4 protein-coding genes are annotated in these 3,534 nt (G+C 70.7%); 1 reads left to right on the top strand and 3 read right to left on the bottom strand.

Annotated elements, in window-relative coordinates; all coding sequences use genetic code 11:
• Positions 1–340: 340 nt before the first annotated feature.
• A complete protein-coding gene (locus H5J30_RS22385; protein WP_181789180.1) occupies positions 341–730 on the bottom strand; it encodes a hypothetical protein in 390 nt (129 codons plus the stop codon).
• A gap of 171 nt (positions 731–901) precedes the next feature.
• Here H5J30_RS22385 and H5J30_RS22380 point away from each other — a divergent pair, with 171 nt between their 5' ends.
• Positions 902–1,708: a TrmH family RNA methyltransferase gene (locus H5J30_RS22380; protein WP_181789179.1), complete on the top strand. Its 807-nt coding sequence runs from the start codon at positions 902–904 to the stop codon at positions 1,706–1,708.
• Positions 1,709–1,717: 9 nt separating this feature from the next.
• Here H5J30_RS22380 and H5J30_RS22375 read toward each other — a convergent pair whose 3' ends face one another.
• Together H5J30_RS22375 and H5J30_RS22370 are read right to left on the bottom strand one after the other, a co-directional pair.
• Positions 1,718–2,803 carry a DUF3558 domain-containing protein gene (locus H5J30_RS22375; RefSeq protein ID WP_181789178.1) on the bottom strand — a complete coding sequence of 362 codons (1,086 nt, stop codon included), beginning with the start codon at positions 2,801–2,803 and terminating at the stop codon, positions 1,718–1,720.
• A gap of 85 nt (positions 2,804–2,888) precedes the next feature.
• On the bottom strand, positions 2,889–3,449 hold the full coding sequence (locus H5J30_RS22370) for a hypothetical protein (protein ID WP_181789181.1): 561 nt from the start codon (positions 3,447–3,449) through the stop codon (positions 2,889–2,891).
• Between the last annotated feature and the right edge of the window lie 85 nt (positions 3,450–3,534).

Here is a 3,534-nt window from a genome sequence, read left to right as displayed (position 1 = left end):
ATCTTCGACCGCGCCGGTGGTTCCGGTCACCGCGAACGCGGGCGCCTTCCCCTTGCCGCTGCCGACGGGCGCCGCCGACGCCGCCGGAGCGGCGGTCAGCGCGGTGAAACCGAGCAGCGCCACCGACGAAAGCGCAACAGCCAGAACACCAGTCCTACGCATACATCCTCCTGGATCCGAAGAGCAGCCCCTTGCCGCCCCGCGTAAACCAAGAACAACAACACCCCGCGTTCAGGAAGATAAGCACTCCCACGGCGCAGCCCGCCGTTCCCTTACATCACTGCAACCCGCCGCGCGAACCTCTCCGTTCGGGAATACCCCACAGTGCGAACTCCGTGCTTCACCGCCCGACCCCCGTCGCACACCACGCGACGAAGCCCCCCCCGGCCGCGTACCCGGCGAATACAGCCGCGGGGATGTGCGCGCCGACCCCGTCCAGGGTGTCGAAAAAGTACCCGCCAGCGAACAACCAACTCACCGTCATCAACCACACCAGCGGAGCGTTACGCCGCTCCCGCAGCACCCGCATCCCCGCCCACAACACCACCGGCATAGCCACGACACTGACGGCCAGGGCGATCAGCGGGGTGGGGTCCAGGCCCCAGGAGCCACTGGCCCGCTCCCTGGTGATGTCGAAGCCCTCGACCAGGATGCGCGAGCACACCCACACCGCAAACACCGAGACAACCGCACCTTTAACAGCACGCCACACACCAAAATGAGCGAGCATCGGCGGCCTCCATCCTGAGTCGCCCGAGCACGACACAAGAAAGTATCCGCCGGGCCGATCCCGGTGTCCTGAGTACACCTACTCAGTCGCGGCTTGCCGCGAAGCGCTCGTTTTGCCCGTCCCCACCTGCTTCGATACGCTCGCCCGGGCCCGCGACCGTGGAAGAGCGTCATGACCGACATCATCAGCAGCGCCGCCAACCCGCTCGCGAAGCGGGTGAAGCTGCTCGCGAACCGCAAGCACCGGCGGCGCGAGGGGGTGTTCGTCGTCGAGGGGCTGCAGCCGGTGTGGGCTGCCGTCGAGGCGGGCTGGGAGGTCGAGACGTTTCTCGTCGCTCCGGGGCTGCTCACGCACCGGCCGGCTCTGCGCATGGTCGAGGAGCAGGAGCGGGCGGGTGTGGCCGTGGCGCGGTTCGGGGCGGAGTTGTTCCAGCGGCTCGTCGACCGCGACGGGCCCAGCGGCATTGCTGCCGTCCTGCGCAGCCGCGCCGGCGGTCCGGACTCCCTCGACGTGCGGCCCGGGGCGGTCTTCGTCGCCCTGCACCGCATCGCCAACCCGGGGAACCTCGGCACGATCATCCGTACGGTGGACGCCGTCGGCGGGGCCGGGGTGATCCTCATCGGCGACACCGTCGACCCGTACGCGCCCGCGGCGGTCAAGGCCAGCATGGGGTCGCTCTTCGCCGTCGACGTCATGCACACCCCCGACGCCTCGGAGTTCTTCGAATGGGCCGCGGCGCACGGTGTCGAGGTCCTGGCCGCGTCGGGTGCCGCGGACGAGGACCACTGGAGTGCCCCGTACGATCCCCCGCTCGCGTTCCTTCTCGGCAGCGAGCGGGAGGGCCTGCCGGCGGAGCTGCTGGCCCAGGCGTCCCGGCGGGTGCGCATCCCCATGGTGGGCACGGTCGACTCCCTGAACATCGGCGTGGCCGCGTCGATCATGCTGTACGAGGCCCGGCGGCGCGGCGAGAACCTGTGAGCCGCCTTCCTACGCCCCGGGGAGGCGGGCGAGCACCTTGGGCGCCAGGTCCTGGGCGAGGGAGCACAGCTCCTGCCTCGGCGACTCACCGATGACGCCCACGGAGACCACCTCGGTGCTGCCCTCGGCGATCGGGCCGGCCTCTCCGTACTCCACGTCGACGGAGCACTCCGGCAGGCTGGGCCCGAGCAGGCCGTCGCCCATGGCGGGGCTGTACACCAGTACTGCCGGGCGTCCCGCGACCGTGAGGGGGCGTCCCTCGGCGGGCTCGTCGAGGTGCTGGAACAGGACGGACAACTGCGGTTCCTCGATGCTCCGGCCGCCCCAGGAGCAGCTCTGGCCCGCGAACTCGTCGTGCTTCACCGCCGGGTCGATGTCCGGTACCCGCGCCGCCTCGCTCTCCTCGACCAGATCGCACGCGTTCTCGTTCGCCAGCGAGGCCGGGGGATGGTGCGCGGAGGGAAGGGCGCCGGACCTGAGGAGGCGGATGACGTCCCTGGCGGCGGTGTCGGCGATGCGGCAGGCGCGGGAGGCCGACCGGTCGCCGTAGACGGCGATCCCGACCGCCGCGGTGTCTTCCTGCACCACCACGTCCCGGGTGCAGTTGCTGCCGCCGCCGAGTTCGCTTACGCCCTCGCTCTCGTAGACCGTGACGCCGTCCAGGAGCGCCGGCACCGGTGCCGGGTCGCTCGCGTCCACCTCGCTCGCACCGGCCTGGAGGTCGACGAAGACCGAGACGGACTCGCCGTCCGGATCGTCGAGCACGATGTCGCACTGGCCGTAGCTGATTCCGCGGTCGTACTCGGCCGTGCCGAACTGCGCCAGCGCGCTCTTGCCGATCAGCTTGCAGGGGTCGGCGCCGCGCAGTTCGCCTGCGGTGACGGACAGGGCGGCTCTGCTGGGCTCCGCCGGCTCGGATTGCGTGGGGGTGGGGGTCGGAGTGGGAGTGGCCGTGGGCCGTGGGACGAGGGGCCCGTTCGAACATCCGGTGCCGAGGAGGGCGGCGGCAGCAGCGAGCACGAGCCCGGCCGTCCGGATGCCGCGCCGGTGTCCGGCGCGTGGATGTGGATGGGGGCGGGAGGTGGATCGCGGCATGCCGGCACGGTAGGGGTGCCGGGCGGGGACCGGTCCCGTGCCCGGCCGGTACGCCCCGGGGTCGTCCCCGGGGTCGTCCCCGGGGTCAGTCGGCGACATCCTTTGCCGATGTCGGGCCGAGCTGCGTGGCGTCGGCGTACTCCGGCATCGTCATGGGCTGGTCGAACAGGAAGAACGACTGGTTCGTCCCGACCGTGAACTCCAGGTACGCACCGGTCGTCGCGTCGAAGCCGAAGTAGGCGTTGCAGGCCGAGCCCGAGTCGTACGTGCCGTCCATGCCCGGCTGCGCCACGACCACCTTGCCGTTCGACGAGGAGTCCACCGCCTCGGTCGGCGTGAGCTTCTTGCACCGGGGCACGGGCAGGCCCTTCATGACGAAGTACCCGTACTCGCCCCTGCCGTTCTGGATGTAGACGTACGACAGCTTCCCGCGCTTGCCCCAGGTCTTCACCCACTCGTTGATGGCCTCGCGGGTCGGCGAGTACGTCATCTTCCCCGCCGGCTGGTTCGTCACCAGGGCGTCGTAGTTGTTCTGCTTCGCGTCGTTCTCCTTGCTCCGGCTGGAGTCGTCCTCGCAGGCCGCGAGGCCGAGGACCGCGATGAGCGCCAGCACGGACGCCATGGCGATACGGGTGATCGTCTTCATGGTCTGCCGTCCCCTTCCCTGGATGCCGACGTCGTCGGCGCAGGCCGCGGTGCCGGCGGCGTCCGGGCCGGGCGGAAGGCCGTGG

The organism is Streptomyces phytophilus (assembly GCF_013870535.1).
Classification (GTDB): Bacteria; Actinomycetota; Actinomycetes; order Streptomycetales; family Streptomycetaceae; genus Streptomyces; species Streptomyces phytophilus.
The sequence above is the reverse complement of the archived record's forward strand: the minus strand, read 5'-3'. Positions and strand labels throughout refer to the sequence as shown.

Excerpts from the sequence above, each read along its gene's own strand:
- H5J30_RS22370 (WP_181789181.1), bottom strand. The coding sequence starts at position 3,449 with ATGAAGACGATCACCCGTATCGCCATGGCGTCCGTGCTGGCGCTCATC.
- H5J30_RS22385 (WP_181789180.1), bottom strand. The coding sequence starts at position 730 with ATGCTCGCTCATTTTGGTGTGTGGCGTGCTGTTAAAGGTGCGGTTGTC.
- H5J30_RS22375 (WP_181789178.1), bottom strand. The coding sequence starts at position 2,803 with ATGCCGCGATCCACCTCCCGCCCCCATCCACATCCACGCGCCGGACAC.
- H5J30_RS22380 (WP_181789179.1), top strand. The coding sequence starts at position 902 with ATGACCGACATCATCAGCAGCGCCGCCAACCCGCTCGCGAAGCGGGTG.